Raw genomic sequence first — 14,573 nt, 5'->3', positions numbered from 1 at the left:
AAAATCTGTGGATAGGATCGGATGGCACGCTGATTGCCCCCGTCCAAAGACCGATTAATACACGACTGACCACATGCTCCACTTCTATGCCTTCACCAACGTGCAGAGCTTCCTTGAGCGCACCGAGGTGTCGCTCCGCTTGACTGAGAAAGCCAGTGCACGGGGTTGGGTGCAGACCGCACCCTCTGGCTTGCGTATCAGCACTGCCATCGCCGCACTTGGCGCCAACGGTGCCGGCAAGACGTCGCTGCTGAAGCCGCTAGCGTTCCTTATCTGGTTTGTTCGGGGCTCCTTCACGGGCCTCAAACCAGAGCAGCCGATTCCAGTGTTCGCGCACTTTGGGAAGAAGGATGTGCCGTCGGAGTTCGAGGCTGAAGGCGAGGACAGCGATGGCGTCGTTTGGCGCTACGTGGTCCGCATGACGGCCAAGCAGGTGTTGCACGAGGCGCTGTACCGAAAGAAGGAGCGCTTCAGCTACGTCTTCGTGCGCGACTGGGATGAGGCAACGCGCACCTACGTCATCAAGCAGCAGGACTTCGGCTTCAACCCAACCGAGGCGTCCAAAGTTAGGCCGAACGCCAGCCTGATTGCAACCGCTGCCCAGTACGGCATTGAGGTGGCTAAGCATCTGACTGAGCAGACGTTGTGTACCAACGTCGATTCGTCGGGGCGGCATAGCCTTGACCACAATGCGCTGTTCGGAGCTGCCGACTTCTTTGCCCAGGACGCCGAGTTGAAGGAGCAAATGAAGGATCTGCTCAGTTCCTGGGACATGGGGCTCAAGGACATCAAGCTCCGCGAGATCGACGTGAAGCCGAAGGTCGGTGCTCCTCCAGATGCGGAGAGCAAGGTCTGGTATCCCTGGGGTATTCACACGTCTCGAAATGGCGAGACGCATGAGGTCCCGTTCTTTCAGGAGTCGACGGGGACCCAAGCAGCTTTCGTCTTGTTGTCCGAGTTGCTCCCCGCCCTAGCCAATGGAGGCATCGCCCTCATTGACGAATTCGAGAACGACCTGCATCCGTTGATGATCGAGCCCATCCTGTCGCTGTTCGACAACCCAAACACGAACCCGCATGGCGCGCAGATCATCCTTTCGTGCCATTCGGCGGAGGTCCTGAACCTGCTTCACAAAGCGCAGATTTACCTGGTGGAGAAGGACGAATGCGAGAGTCGCGCCTGGCGGCTTGACACCATGCAGGGGGTCCGTAGCGATGACAACTTCTCGGCGAAGTACCTGTCCGGTGCGTACGGCGCGATACCTCGTGTTGGCGTGGAGGCAAGGCGGCGCGAGCCATGACGGTTCGTGCCGTCCGCGAGACGGTGCTTATCGTCGGGAGCGGGTACGCGGAAGAGGCCTTCCTCAAGCATCTGAAGGGGCTCTATACGTCAAAGGCTGCGGGCAAGAGTTTGACCGTCGGCAATGCGCGAGGTGGGCGTGCAGTAGACGTCGTCGCCGAAGCGGGGCGGATCGCTCGACGGCTTCCACATCAGGTCCTTGTCGCATTGTTCGACGCGACATTGGATTCAGAGGGCGGCGCCACTACGGCGGCCCAGAAGAGGAGGATCGTTGCCGTTCGATGCGACCCCTGCCTCGAAGCGGTGCTGCTGCGTCTACACGGAGACGACACCGAGCGCGATTGCGCCGGTCACAAGAGCGCGTTTGCGCACCGTTTCGGCGGCCCGGCGCATGATCCCGCCGTGTATGCGCTTCACTTCCCGCAGAAGCTGCTGAACGCTACTCGGGCGAGTTGCAAGCAGCTGGATGAATTGCTCAGGCTCCTTGGAGCCTAGACGCAGGCGACACATTTGAACGGCTGAGAGTCTTCCCGCCACCCTCGTTCTATCGGTCAACGGGCTGTACGGAAGCCGGCGTTGAACGCCCGTAGAGCCTGCCAAGTTGGCAGGTTGGTGGCCCACCACCTCGCTGTCCTCGCGTCCGGGGTCCCGAACGTGGGGCTGCCGGTCAGCATGCGGGCATTGGCACCAGGCGCTTCATACTTGTTGCATATTCCGACGCGACCTGAGCACCAGATCCAGCGTCTTCTGAGCACGGAATCCGGCGCCTGATGAGCACCCCGTCCGGAGGTGTCGTGCAGGGCAGCGTGTCCGGCGACTTGACCACTCGGTCCAGCGCCGCGTGCAGAGATGCTGACTGCTTCAGGCTGGGTGCTGCCCCTCAATTCGTCCATCGTGCGGCAGCAAAGTGCCCATAGCGTAAGGTCGAGATCGACGTCGAAGCGCGGCAGAGCAGCGAAAGCGGTCGGCCACCGGTCAGCAACCTGATCTCCTGGGGGCAGTCCGCCTCAACGGAACCATGAGCTCGCCGCCCCGTGCAAATACTCGACCGACCGGCCCTGCTTTATGTCGCCAAGATCTAACGCGTCAAGCCGATTGCTAGGCCTAACATCCACTTGCTAGGCAGTTCGCCAATCGAGCGAGCGTCAGATCAGGGAGGAGCGATGGCTTGCAAGGTCAGATATCTCAACAGCGCCGGCATCATGCCTCGCGAGGTCAAGGGCATAGACGCCTTATCCAAGGCATTCCCCTCGAACTGGCTGCTTTACGTCTCTTTGAACTGCTTTCCTCGCAATCAGACTCCGATGGAGATTGATGCGGTCGTGGTCATGGATGACGTCATCCTCCTCCTTGAAATCAAGGACTGGAATGGCAAGCTGACCCACAAGGGCGACCGTTGGTTCCTCAACGGCGCGCCGCGCAAGCGATCGGCAGCCATCTTGGTCGACGAGAAGGCCAAGAAGCTGAAGTCCGTCATCCAAGGGCAGAGTTCGCTCGCTGGCGCTTTCTATGTTGACTCGCGCGTCGTCTTCACGGGCACGGCCAATGCAGCGAACCTCGATCCGCAAGAACAGCGGCGCTGCCTGACCCTGGCAGAGGCTTGCGCCATCGGGGACCCAGGCAAGCGCCATCTGTATGTTCAGCGCGGCAAGGTTTCGCTTACCAAGGCCTGCAATCTCGAGTCGGAGTTCGACAAAATATTCAACAACACGCAGCTCTTCCAGCGGCTCGAGTCAGACTGGGCGGGCTACACGGTCACGGAGAAGGACATCTTCGTGCACCCCAAGCAGGTCTGGCGAGACCATCTGGCCGAGCGAAGCGACGAGAAGCGCCTGAAAGCAATGGTGCGAACCTGGTCGTTCAACAACCTGCCGGTCGGACTCAATAGCTCGGAGATGCGCAAGGTCGTGGCGATGCGTGAGACCAATGCGTTCGCCTACCTCCAGGACGTCGGGAGCGAGCTCATCGTGCGCCAGCGCGTGCTGCGGGAGGTGGCCACCCCGGACGACGAGGTTTCGACCGGGCACTTCGAAGTCCGCCAGATTGCGCCAGGTTGGTATCCGCTTGACCAATACATCGTGCGCAATACCGATGCGCTGAGCGTGTTGGACCGCATAACCATCGTCATGGGCTTGCTCAGCATCGTCGGGGAGCTGCACCGGGTCAACGTGACGCATCGGGACCTTGGTGCTAGATCAATTTGGGTGGGCGGACACAGCGACCTGGCCCTGACCGGCTTCATGTCTTGTCAGCTGCCGGACAAGACGACGGTGATGGATTGGCTGAAGGACCTGCGGGGCTACGCAGGCTTCCTGCCAGAAGACGCCAGCGGCAGCCCCAGCACCGGTCGGCAGCGAGACGTCTACAGCTGCACTTACCTGGCCGCCCAGGTGCTCACCGGCGAGGTGCCAAAGGCCTCGGATATTGAGGCGACCATTGCAGCGCTCCCGCCAGAGCTGAAGAACTTGAGCGACTGGGTGCGGCGCGGACTGTCCGCCGACCCGTCATCGCGATTTGCGAGCGCTGCCGAGCTCATGGATGAGTTTGCGGTCGTTGTCGAGGCTGGGCCGGCTGACGGGTTCGATCCAACTCTGTTGGATCGATTTGAGACCATTGACGTCCCGTATGTGCGATGGCCGCTCTCATCTGTCGTCGCGTCAGCAACCCAGAAGCAGGTTTACGCGCATGTCAAAGGGGACGAGACCGTCATGGTCAAGGTCTGGATGTCGTGGCTGCGCGGCCGTTCCACGCAAAGCGATTGCGCGCTCCTCAAGCTGCTGCTGAGCGTTGACCAACTGATTGATGCGCCACTCAAGGGGCTACCGCGGTTCATTGCGAGAGGCCTTTCCCCGCTGGGCGCCTTTGTCGCGTATGAACGCAGCGAAGGAACGCCTTTGGCAGAGCTCAAGCCGCTCCCTGAGAACGCAGGGGTGGAACTCGCCGCTGACCTGCTGCGCACGGTCATCGCCCTTCATGAGCGCAACTGCGAGCATGGAGACATCTCACCTTCCAACGTGCTGGTGAACGTCGAAGAGCGAAGCGTCTGCCTCATCGACCCGTTTGACATCTCACCGGTTGGCGACGGGACGACAAGAACGCCTTCGATGCTGCCTGACAACTGGGAGCTCCTGCCGCAGGCGGCAATCGACCGCTTTGCCGCCTTAAAAGCCGCCCAGATGTTGCTAGCGCTGGATCCAGGCGGTGCGGCCCAGTCGCTTCAGCCCGAGCTTGATGCCGAGCTGAGGAAGCCGGTTATCGAATCGCTTCAGTATGCGCTGGCCAAGGTGTCTCAGGCGGCGGAGGCGCTGACGGCCGCCGAGGTGATCGAGTTCCATTTGAAGACCGAGCGGCCCACGCACGGTTTCCTCCAGGTGGACAAGCTGTATGTGCGGCGCTACCTCGACCAAGCGGGTGTCGTCACCTTCGATCTCACGACCGAAAAGGCTCAGTTGGTCCTGAAGGGCACCGGTATCGAGCTGCAGGGCTACTACTTCAGGCAGACCTTCTTCGCGACTCTCGAGCGCGAGTCCCGCTCAGCGCATCGCGACATCCCCATCAGGGTGACGGTTCAGGAGGGCGGCATTGGCGGCTTCGAGGAGCTATACGCCTACCTTTGCAGCCATGAGCGATTCACTGTCCATCCTACCGAGGAAGATCAGTCAGCACCTCCAACGCAGTTCGAGGTGACCTGGCACTGGACGAAGCTGCTCGAAATCGAAGAGGAGTCTCGCGTCGAGATTGCCGTCACAGAGATACTGGCTCAAAAGGGCCAGACCCTCGTGCTTGCCTACGAGAACCTGGGAAGAGACTTCGACTTCGACGAGGAAGACTCCATCGACGTCTTTGTCGGCAACCGCAAGATCGGCTACGTCGACCTGTCCACGAGCTCGCTCCCGAGCGCCATTGGCATCGTGTGTGAGCGTGGGAATATCTCGGACGGTGACCGCCTGCGGCTGGCAGAGCGACGGGAGCAGACTTCGATGGAGCGGCGCTCACGAGCGGTCCGCCGCATCCTGGAACGCCGTTCGGTTATTAGCGACCTGGTGGAGTATTTCGACCCGCACAAGAGTGTCCTACCGAAGCCTTTCGACCTCACCATCGACGACGTACAGCTTGGTGCCTACGGCCTTAACGCTGGCCAGCAGCATGCATTCCGTCATCTGTTGTCGGCTGGACCGGTCGGTTTGCTTCAGGGACCCCCTGGCACCGGCAAGACGAGATTCATCGCGTCCTTCGTGCACTGGCTCATCTCCAAGGGCGGGGGCCAGCGCGTCCTCATTGCCAGCCAGTCGCATGAGGCCGTCAACAACGCGATCGAGTCACTGCTGCGCCTTCACAAGGAACGCGGTGAGACGCGGCCGAGCCTCCTGCGTATCGGCTCCAAGGGCATCACCGACCGCATCCGTCCCTTTCACACGTCTGAATTGCGGGAGAGCTACCGGGTCAAGTTCGATGCCGCCGCCAAGAACCGGTTTGGCCAGCTCACCAAGGCGCTGGGCGTGGACCGGACGTTTGCGTCTGAGCTGTTCGACTTGGACAAGCAGGTCGGAACCCTCGCGCGTCGCTTGAGCACTGTGCAGGAGGCCCTGGATGAGGATGAGGGACAACTGGCCGCTGATCGCGAGCGCAACCGCGTGCAACGCGTCCGGGTCCAGGATGCTTTTAAGGCCGCGTTCAGGGCCGTAGCAGGACAGGAAACGGACGGCGCGTCCCCGCTTCAGGCCTATGACCAGCTGCTCTATGCCTTGCACCTGAAGTACCCGAATGTCTCTCCGGCGGATGCGAGTTCGGCCCAGCGTGCGTTGAAGCTCACCAATGACTGGCTGGCTTCGCTTGGGTCACCGGGGCGGAACTTTGAAGAGTTCCTGGCCAAGACACGCAGCGTCGTCTCGGCGACCTGCGTCGGTGTCGGGCAGACGCGCATCAAGATCGAGACACAGGTGTTCGACTGGGTCATCGTTGACGAGGCTGCCAGGTGCACGCCCGGCGAGTTGGCGGTGCCCATCCAAATGGCCAAGCGTGTCCTTCTGGTGGGCGACCATCTGCAACTGCTGCCCATGATGGACGACCAGATGCTCAGCGACCTCAAAGAGGTTGAGCCGGACGTGTCGTTCGAGGAGCTGGCTCGCAGCGACTTCGAGCGCGCCTTCACGTCGACTTACGGCCAGTCCATCGGCGTGCGGCTGACTGAGCAATACCGGATGGACGGCGCTATCTGCGACTTGGTCTCGGAGTGCTTCTACGAGGAGAGCGGCATCCGGCTAGTGACCTCAGAGGCGCGAAAGTCGGTGCTGCAGCCGACCGACTTCGGGATGCCTTGGTTGTCCAAGCCGCTCGTCTGGATCGATGCCGGCAACGAGCACATGAACTCCGAATACCGTCCGGAGGGTGAGACTACCGTCCACAACCGCAGCGAAGTCGACGCGGTCATAGCGGTGCTTGAGAAGCTGGCGGCGGACAAAGCTTTGGTCACCGCCCTGTCGAAGCTTGACGATGAGACACCGATTGGTGTCATCTGCATGTATGCCGGGCAGAAGCGTCAGATTGAGCTGGCGTGGTCGCGCCGTCCGTTCGATCCGAAGTTCAAACGCCTGGTGCGCATCGACACGGTCGACTCCTACCAGGGCAAGGAGAACGCCATCGTCATCCTCTCCCTGGTGCGCAGCAATCCGAAAGGGTCACCAGGACACGTGGGAATCCCGAACCGCTGCAATGTGGCTGTTTCGCGTGCGCAGGAGCGACTCATCGTTGTCGGCGATGCGGACATGTGGGCTCGTCGGGTTGGTCCGAAGTCACCCATGCGCAGGGTCTTTGAGCACATGAAGAGCAACCCGAGCCACGCCAAGCTCCTCAAGGCGTCGGAGGTCGCATGAGCATGGACGAGAACAACACCTTCGAGACGAACACGTTCGGGTTCAACCTTCCTTGCCGTCAGTTCGTCATCGCTGCCGAGAGGACCAAGGAACGTAGGCTGCCCATGGTGGACGAGTTCATCCTAAGAACCCTTCTCGTGGTGAAGTCCATCTCAGCGGACAGGCTGGCGCGATTTTTCGGCTTTGAAGGGCGGGACCTGGGCATCGCCATCTCTGACCTTCAGTCGCGCAGCTTGGTCCTGGTGGATGGCGACAACCTCAGCTTGCACCCATCGGCCAAGGAGATGTTCCGAACGTCGAGCGAAGACGCGCCGACTATCACGGTTGCGGAGCCGTTGAACGCAGACGTCTGGTTTGACCTGGTGACCAAGCACATGGTGAGCGGTCGTGGACTGCGAAACGTCCAACACCTAATTCCGCTGCCGCTGCGTCAGCAGATGGACGAGGCAGAGGCCCGCGCTGCCTTCCACGACAACTTCCGGGACTACTTGCGCATCGCGCGCAACGATCAAAAGGCGGACCAGTGGAGCCTTTACTCCATCCTCGACGTACACGCCGGCCGCTACAGCTTTGTCCAGATTGGTGGCAGCGAGCGGCTGACTTTGCAAGGCCCGCCCAGGCTTGAGTCACAGCTAAATCTGCGCGGGGCCGACTCGAAGGGCCGGGGAAAACAGCTCACAGAGGCAATGTCCGCTGAGCTACGTAAGCTGGACCACGTCAACCCGAGCCAGGCTTCGTTCAACGAGTTCGCTCGCATGTTCAACCACCGCGACTGGTTACAGTGGTTCCGGTCCGAGGGGCACTTCGACCTGGCGGGCTGGTTTCAGCAGGAAATGAATGGCGGCTCGGCCGACACCGTGCCGCTGGTAGGCTACCCCTACGTCGAACGCAACCGAAGAGCCATTGCCGAACTGCTGGAGGATGCGCCGCTGGACTTCAGCGGGGATCATCGCTGGCAGACTTGGTGGCTGAGACCCGGAGGTTCGCTTTGGGGCGCAACGGAGGACGTTCCTGCGACCCTTGAAGTACTGCGCGGCGTCATCAGAGCGCGAGCCAAAAGAGGGACGCTTTCGTCCGTAGTGATCTCGCCAGCCTCGGTGACAGACACGCTGTCAAAGACGTTTGCGCGAGTCTTCGACATGGGCGTCCGAGCGCCGACAAAGAAGGTGCCAACAGCCCTTGAGGTAATCATCATTGGCGAACGGGTTGCCGTGGTTTCGGTGATGGTCGCGCTGAGTGCGTCTGTGTGCGTGCCAATCGGGTACGCAACCAACAACGAGGCCCGAGTTCGCCGCATCGCCGAGCAAAGCGGCCTTGATGAGCTAATCCGCGAAGGAACTCGCTTGTGGCCGCAAGCCGGTCGATGAACGGCGGGAGCTAGCCTCCTGCTGCCACCCGATCAATTTCGGCTTTGGGCACATTCCCGACCGTGGTCAGCGATTCGGCGGCGGCTTCGTGCCCAAAGCCGAAACTCACCGAGCTACAGAAATGGGCTGCTCTGAGACATTCGCGCTTCAGTTTCTGGACGGCGGCAACCGCCAGCACCGGTCATTAAGCATCGCCGGTGGCGACAGGCGGCTTCACCCTCGGGACCGGTCACTCGACCGCGGGGCAGACCACACACATGCTCGAACGACAACGCACCTCGTTTTCCACAGCCAGCCGGGCGCGCAGCGCCCGGCCCCTTCCGCAGGGCGAATCCGAAGTCTTGACCTTGCTTCAACCTCTGGTTCCGACGAGGGCCTGAACCCGCACCTTTGGCGAAGCTGCTGGCTGACGCAGGCGTCGCCGATGCAGCAGATACCAAGCCGCCGGGATGACGAACATGCTCAGCAGCGGCGCGCTGACCATGCCCCCCACCATCGGTGCGGCGATGCGCGTCATGACCTCTGAGCCGGTGCCATGGCCGAACAGCACCGGCAGCAGGCCCGCCATGATGACGGCGACCGTCATGGCCTTAGGCCGCACGCGCTGCACCGCCCCCTCGCGGATGGCCGCCACCAGGGTCCGTTCGTCGTCCTCTGCACCGGCCGCCAAGCGCTGCTCGTGGGCGTGCTTCAGGTAGACCAGCATCACTACGCCGAACTCGGCTGCGACGCCCGACAGCGCGATGAATCCCACCGCCGTTGCCACCGAGATCGCATGCCCCAGCGCCCAGATCAACCAGAAGCCGCCCACCAGCGAGAACGGCACCGCCGCCATGACCAGCAGCGCATCACCGGCCGAGCGGAACAGCAGGTACAGCAGCACGAAGATGACCACCAGCGTCAGCGGCACAACGAGCTTGAGCCTCTCGGTCGCGCGCTCCAGGTACTCGAACTGGCCCGACCATGACACCGCGTAGCCGGCCGGCATGGCAACCTGCGCCGCCACGGCTTGCTGCATGTCTCGCACGACGGAGCGCAGATCGCGGCCGCGTACGTCGACATAGACCCAACCCGACAGTCGGGCGTTCTCGCTGCGCACCATGGGTGGCCCGTCTTCCACATGGACCCGGGCCACGTCCTGCAGCAGAACCGTCGCGCCGGCCGGTGTCACGAAGGGCAGCCGGCGCAGCCCCTCCAGCGAGTCGCGCAACTCGCGCGGGTAGCGCAGGTTGACGGGGAAGCGCTCGCGGCCCTGGATGACCTCGCCCACGTTGTCCCCGCCGATGGCCGAGGACACGATGGCCTGCACGTCCGCCACGGCCAGGCCGTAGCGGGCGGCGGCGAGGCGGTCCACGTCGACATCGATGTAGCGCCCGCCGGTGAGCCGCTCGGCGAGCGCGGACGACACGCCCGGCACCGCCTTCACCACGGCCTCGATGCGCGTGGTGAGCCGATCGATGGTGGCCAGGTCGGCGCCGGCAACCTTGACGCCCACGGGGCTCTTGATTCCGGTGGCCAGCATGTCGATGCGGTTGCGGATGGGCGGCACCCACACGTTGGACAGGCCCGGTACCCTGACGACGCGGTCCAGCTCCTCCACCAGCTTGTCCGGCGTCATGCCGGGTCGCCATTGCTCGCGGGGCTTGAACTGGATCGTCGTCTCGAACATCTCCAGCGGCGCCGGGTCGGTGGCCGTGTCGGCGCGGCCTGCCTTGCCGAACACGCGCTCGACCTCGGGCACAGTCTTGATGAGCCTGTCTGTCTGTTGCAGCAGCTCGGCCGCCTTGGACACCGAGATGCCCGGCAGCGCTGACGGCATGTAGAGCAGATCGCCCTCGTCCAGCGGCGGCATGAACTCACCGCCCAGCCGCAGCACGGGCACCGCCGTGACTGCCAGCACCAGCGCAGCGATGCCCAACGTGGCCTTCGGGAAGCGCAGCACGGCTTCCAGCGCCGGCCGGTAGATGGCGATGAGGCCGCGGTTGATGGGGTTGGCAGTTTCCTTGGGAATGCGCCCACGGATCAGATAGCCCATCAGCACCGGCACCAGCGTGACCGACAGGCCAGCCGCCGCTGCCATCGCATAGGTCTTGGTGAAGGCCAGCGGCGAGAACAGCCGCCCCTCCTGCGCCTCCAGCGTGAAGACAGGCAGAAAGGACAGGGTGATGACCAGCAGCGAGAAGAACAGCGCCGGCCCGACCTCCACTGCCGCCTTGGCCATCAGCGCCCAGCGCTCGGCGTCGCCAGGCTGGCGGTCGTGCGCCTCCTCGAAATGCTCGACATGCTTGTGCGCCGCCTCCACCAGCACGACGCTGGCGTCCACCATGGCGCCAAGCGCAATGGCCACGCCGCCCAGGCTGAGGATGTTGGCGCTGACGCCCTGCCAGTGCATCACGATGAAGGCCGTCAGCACACCCACGGGCAGCGTCACGACGGCCACCAGCGCCGAGCGCAGGTGGAACAGGAACACCCCGCAGACGAGGGCCACGACGATGAACTCTTCGATGAGCTTCTCGCGTAGGTTGTCCACGGCGCGATCGATGAGCTTGGAGCGGTCATAGGTCTCAACCACCTCCACGCCAGCAGGCAGGCTGGGCTTGAGCGCGTCCAGCCTGGCCTTCACGGCCGCAATGACCGTGCGCGCGTTCTTGCCCGAGCGCATCACCACGATGCCGCCCGCCACCTCGCCCTGGCCGTCCAGCTCGGCCACGCCGCGGCGCATCTCGGGGCCGACCTGGACAAAAGCGACATCGCGCAGCAGCACCGGCGTTGCCCCGACCACCTTCAGCGGGATGGTTCGGAAATCGTCGAGCGAGTTCAGGAAGCCGCGCGAGCGCACCATGTACTCGGTCTCGGCCATCTCGACGACGGAGCCGCCCGAGGCCTGATTGGCCTTGCCCAGCGCCTCGACGACCATCGCATGCGTGACGCCTTGGGCCCGCATGCGATCCGGGTCGAGCACGACCTGGTACTGCCTGACCATGCCGCCCACGCTGGCCACTTCGGCCACATCGGGCACCGTCTTCAGCTCGAATTTCAGGAACCAGTCGTTCAGCGCGCGCAACTGGCCCAGGTCGTTCTTGCCGGTGCGGTCCACCAGCGCGTACTCGTAGACCCAGCCGACGCCGGTCGCATCGGGGCCGAGGGCCGCCGTGGCGCCCGCAGGCAGCTTGCCCTGCACCTGGTTGAGGTACTCGACCACCCGCGAGCGCGCCCAGTAGGGATCGGTCTTGTCGTCGAAGAGGATGTAGACGAAGGAGTCGCCGAAGAAGGAATAGCCGCGCACGGTCTTGGCACCGGGCACGCTGAGCATGGTCGTCGTCAGCGGGTAGGTGACGAGGTCCTCGACCACCTGGGGTGGCTTGCCCGGGTAGGTGGTGCGCACGATGACCTGGGTGTCGGACAGGTCCGGCAGCGCATCGACCGGCGTGTGCAGCGCCGACCAGAGGCCCGTCGCGACCAAGAAGGCGGTGGCAATCAGTACCAGGAAACGGTTGCCCACCGACCAACGGATCAGGGCGGCGATCATGGGACGCTCCCAGCCTTCTGCATAGACATCTCACGACCCGGCGCCGAAGCGCCTGACGCAGGCGACATGCCACCCAGTACCGAACGCAGCCGGGCCTCCGAATCGACCAGGAACTGCCCACTGGCAACAACTTGATCGCCCTCGGTCAACCCTTCAAGGACCTCGAACTGCTCGCCCAGCTCGGCGCCCAGCTTGACGTCGCGGGGCTCGAAGGTGCCGTCACCCTTGCGCACGATGACGACGGCGCGCGTGCCGGTGCGGATCACGGCTTCGGCCGGCACCACCAGTCGGGACACGGCGGGGCCGGCCACCTGCAGCCGAAGCAGCATGCCTGGCGTCAGCCGGCCGGTGCGGTTGTCCACCTCGAAGCGAGCCTGCAGCGTGCGGCTGCTCGCGTTGACCTGGGGCAGGATTTCGGACAGCGTGCCTGCGAAGGTTTGCGTCGCGTCGGCCTGTAGCGCCGCTGTCACCTTCTGGCCAGGCTTGAGAAGTGCTACCTGTGCCTCGGGCACTTCGACGATGGCCCAGACCTTCTCCAAGCCCGAGATCCGGAACAGCGTCGTGCCGGGGCTGACGGCGGCACCTTCGCGCACGCCGAGTTCCGAGATGACGCCACCGGCCGGCGCGCTCAATGTGAAGCGAGCCTGCGCGACGCCGGCGTCCTCGCTCTGGCGCACGAGGGCCTCCGGGATGGACATCGCTCTCAGTCGGTCACGGGCGGCAGCGACGAGTTCGGGCGCCACGCCCGCGCGCTTGAGCGCCAGCAGTTCGTTCTGCGGGCCTAACCACTCGGGCGCGAAGATCGTTGCAAGCGCCTGGCCCTTGTGAACCCGCTCCATCGGCGCGCGAACCAGCAGCTTCTCGACATAGCCGACAACGCGGGTCTGCACGGCAACCTCCAGCCGCTCGTTGAACTGCACGGCGCCAACGGCATCGAAGCTGGACGCGGTGTCAGCTCGCGTCACCATAGCCGTGCGGATGCCCAGGTTCTGCTGGACGGCCGAGCTGATCTTTACGCCAGCGTCGCCTGCCTCATCTGCGTAAACAGGCACGAGTTGCATGTCCATGAAGGGTGACTTGCCCGGCTTGTCGAAGCGGGGGCCCGGGACCATTGGATCGTGCCAATACAGCGCCTTGCGCTCCGGCGCAGGTGGCTCGGCGGCGGCGCCGCCGGCAGTGAGCCGGCCGGCGAAGAACGAGCCCGCGAGCAGGGCCGCCATAGCGATGGCCAACAGGGTCAAGGTGTGAGCGCGCTTCATCGTGCGCCTCCTTCGGTGACAGGCTTGAAGGCGAGCTGGGCCCGAGTCCGGGCCAGCTCGCGCTGGAGCGACAGCAACTTGCGCTGGGCGACGACCTCGGCATGGCGCGCCTCGAAGAGCGCCAGCAGCGGGGTCTGGTTGGAGCGATAGCCCGCCATCGCTGCGGCCGTGCGCTGGCCGGCGGGCTCCAGGACGGACACGCGGTAGCGCGCTATCCGTTCCGCTAGGCGCTCGGCGTCGGCGTCCAGGCTTCTGTACTCGGTGGAAGCGATGCGCTGTGCTTCAGCCAGGCCGGCTTCTGCCCTGTCGACCAGGGCGAACTTTGCGGCGGTCTCGCGGTCTTGCCGGTGGGAAGGCGCGATGGGGATCGGGATGCTGACGCCCACCGAGACCATGTCTGAGTAGCCCGTGCGCTGGCCGTAAGACACGCCCCAAGTCCAGTTGGGCTGCCGGTTCGTCTGCGCGACGCTTGCGTCCTGGCGGGTCAGCTCCACGTCGCTCTGCGCGGAAATCACCGCCGGATGGCTAGCGACGAAGGCGGCTTCGTCGGACACCGCCGCGAAGACCGGAGGTTCAACACCATTGGCAACGGGACCGATCCAACGCTGCAACTGCAGGTCGGCCTGGCGTTGAGCTTGTCGAGCCTCGGCCACCTCGTCTTCAGCGATCCCGCGCGCGCTGGTCAAGGCCAGGACTTCCGGACCACTGCCTGCCGCCGTCGCGAGCTTGGCCTTGGCGGCCTCAAGCTCTTCGTGGCTGTGGTGCGCCATCAGATCAGCAAGCGCGAGAGCCTCGGCCGCGTAGAACGTGTCGACGTAGGCCAGTGCAGCTTGCAGGCGGGTTTCGGCGCCCGCGATGAAAACCATGGCCGCCTCTCGGTCGACCGCGGCCTGGGCCGCAGCCCGCTGGGCGGTGCGCTTTTCCGCAGACAACCATTCCTGGCTGATGCCGATGCGCTTCATCGTCATGCTGTCGGCCGTGGTGCTGAGCCGGTCGCGGCCGGTGACCGGGAGGTTGTCGATGCCTGCGGAGAGCACCGGATCGGGAAGCCGTCCGGCAACGCGGGCAGCTTCCGCGGCGCTAAATGCGCCGGCTTGCGCGCCGCGCGTGGTCGCCGAGCGCTGGACAGCAAGCTCGAGCGCCCGTTCAAGCGAGAGAGGAGCTGCCGGAGCTAGGCCGGGCAGCAAGGCAGCAGCCAACAGGGCCGCGCGCCAGTGAGGGGTGAGCATGGGAACTCCGACGACAA

Annotated in this window: 7 protein-coding genes; 4 read left to right on the top strand and 3 right to left on the bottom strand. The window is 64.0% G+C overall.

The features are described from left to right. Window positions 1-73: 73 nt before the first annotated feature. The 4 genes from ASC91_RS03760 to ASC91_RS03745 all read left to right on the top strand — a co-directional run bounded on the left by ASC91_RS03760 (window position 74) and on the right by ASC91_RS03745 (window position 8,539). Window positions 74-1,300 carry an ATP/GTP-binding protein gene (locus tag ASC91_RS03760; protein ID WP_056192287.1) on the top strand — a complete coding sequence of 409 codons (1,227 nt, stop codon included), beginning with the start codon at window positions 74-76 and terminating at the stop codon, window positions 1,298-1,300. Further along, window positions 1,297-1,794, top strand: coding sequence for a hypothetical protein (locus tag ASC91_RS03755; protein WP_056192284.1), 498 nt, complete (start codon window positions 1,297-1,299; stop codon window positions 1,792-1,794). Before ASC91_RS03760 ends, ASC91_RS03755 begins: the two co-directional genes overlap by 4 nt. Before the next feature lie 668 nt (window positions 1,795-2,462). Then, complete coding sequence (locus ASC91_RS03750) at window positions 2,463-7,172, top strand: AAA domain-containing protein (protein ID WP_082532389.1); 4,710 nt, start codon at window positions 2,463-2,465, stop codon at window positions 7,170-7,172. Beyond that, entirely contained in the window at window positions 7,169-8,539 is a 1,371-nt protein-coding gene (locus tag ASC91_RS03745; RefSeq protein ID WP_157281099.1) for a hypothetical protein, read from the top strand. The genes ASC91_RS03750 and ASC91_RS03745 overlap by 4 nt, the downstream gene beginning before the upstream one ends. 352 nt (window positions 8,540-8,891) lie before the next feature. Here the strand turns inward: ASC91_RS03745 and ASC91_RS03740 are convergent, their stop codons facing one another. Genes ASC91_RS03740 through ASC91_RS03730 form a run of 3 tightly spaced genes read right to left on the bottom strand, consistent with a single transcriptional unit; the run spans window position 8,892 to window position 14,556 of the window. After that, a complete protein-coding gene (locus ASC91_RS03740; RefSeq protein ID WP_056192276.1) occupies window positions 8,892-12,068 on the bottom strand; it encodes an efflux RND transporter permease subunit in 3,177 nt (1,058 codons plus the stop codon). Continuing rightward, complete coding sequence (locus tag ASC91_RS03735; protein ID WP_082532388.1) at window positions 12,065-13,327, bottom strand: efflux RND transporter periplasmic adaptor subunit; 1,263 nt, start codon at window positions 13,325-13,327, stop codon at window positions 12,065-12,067. Before ASC91_RS03735 ends, ASC91_RS03740 begins: the two co-directional genes overlap by 4 nt. Then, the gene (locus tag ASC91_RS03730; protein ID WP_056192273.1) at window positions 13,324-14,556 is read right to left on the bottom strand and encodes a TolC family protein; all 1,233 of its coding nucleotides are present in this window, start codon (window positions 14,554-14,556) and stop codon (window positions 13,324-13,326) included. The genes ASC91_RS03735 and ASC91_RS03730 overlap by 4 nt, the downstream gene beginning before the upstream one ends. Between the last annotated feature and the right edge of the window lie 17 nt (window positions 14,557-14,573).

It is taken from the genome of Pelomonas sp. Root1237, assembly GCF_001425055.1.
GTDB lineage: Bacteria > Pseudomonadota > Gammaproteobacteria > Burkholderiales > Burkholderiaceae_C > Pelomonas.
Note: the sequence above shows the minus strand (reverse complement) of the source record. Positions and strands in the feature narration are given on the sequence as shown.

Bases quoted from the DNA above. Each gene is read 5' to 3' on its own strand.
- ASC91_RS03760 (WP_056192287.1), top strand. From the start codon at position 74: ATGCTCCACTTCTATGCCTTCACCAACGTGCAGAGCTTCCTTGAGCGC.
- ASC91_RS03755 (WP_056192284.1), top strand. From the start codon at position 1,297: ATGACGGTTCGTGCCGTCCGCGAGACGGTGCTTATCGTCGGGAGCGGG.
- ASC91_RS03750 (WP_082532389.1), top strand. From the start codon at position 2,463: ATGGCTTGCAAGGTCAGATATCTCAACAGCGCCGGCATCATGCCTCGC.
- ASC91_RS03745 (WP_157281099.1), top strand. From the start codon at position 7,169: ATGAGCATGGACGAGAACAACACCTTCGAGACGAACACGTTCGGGTTC.
- ASC91_RS03740 (WP_056192276.1), bottom strand. From the start codon at position 12,068: ATGATCGCCGCCCTGATCCGTTGGTCGGTGGGCAACCGTTTCCTGGTA.
- ASC91_RS03735 (WP_082532388.1), bottom strand. From the start codon at position 13,327: ATGAAGCGCGCTCACACCTTGACCCTGTTGGCCATCGCTATGGCGGCC.
- ASC91_RS03730 (WP_056192273.1), bottom strand. From the start codon at position 14,556: ATGCTCACCCCTCACTGGCGCGCGGCCCTGTTGGCTGCTGCCTTGCTG.